We start from the raw sequence: 410 nt of genomic DNA, 5'->3' as shown, positions 1-410 counted from the left end.
ACTCCCATCTGGCTGTTCTCCACCACCGAGACGCCGCTGACGGCAAAATATTTTCTTAGAAATTCCAGATGCTTGTTGCAGATCCGGAACTCCCGGTTATTCGTAAAGCGGCCGGAACGCTTTTCGTATTTCCGCTCCAGCACAAACGTCTGCCTGAGAAGAAGCTTAACGGCTTCTGTTACTTCCTGCTGCTCTTCCGGCAAAAGGCTGTCGTAATAGGGGATCCCCATGGTTCCTGTCGCCTGTTCCTCGTACCCCATTATGATTTCCTCCTTGTAAATGTCAGCTTCGGATAACGGTATCCTCCGCTCTCTATCATTTCCGGTTCCCCATCCGCATCTTCCACCCGGTACAGACTCTTTCGCCTGGTGGAATAGTCGTAGGCCAGTATCAGCTTCTCGAAGTCTTCC

2 protein-coding genes are annotated in these 410 nt (G+C 51.5%); both read right to left on the bottom strand.

The features are described from left to right. A partial coding sequence (locus NE664_14780) for a hypothetical protein (GenBank protein ID MCQ4727900.1) occupies window positions 1–260 on the bottom strand: 260 nt, incomplete at its 3' end. After that, the coding region (locus tag NE664_14775; GenBank protein MCQ4727899.1) for a DUF5716 family protein at window positions 260–410 on the bottom strand (151 nt) is incomplete at its 5' end. The genes NE664_14775 and NE664_14780, both read right to left, overlap by 1 nt.

Origin of the sequence: Anaerotignum faecicola, assembly GCA_024460105.1 — a bacterium.
Taxonomy (GTDB): Bacteria; Bacillota; Clostridia; order Lachnospirales; family Anaerotignaceae; genus JANFXS01.
The sequence above is the reverse complement of the archived record's forward strand: the minus strand, read 5'-3'. Positions and strand labels throughout refer to the sequence as shown.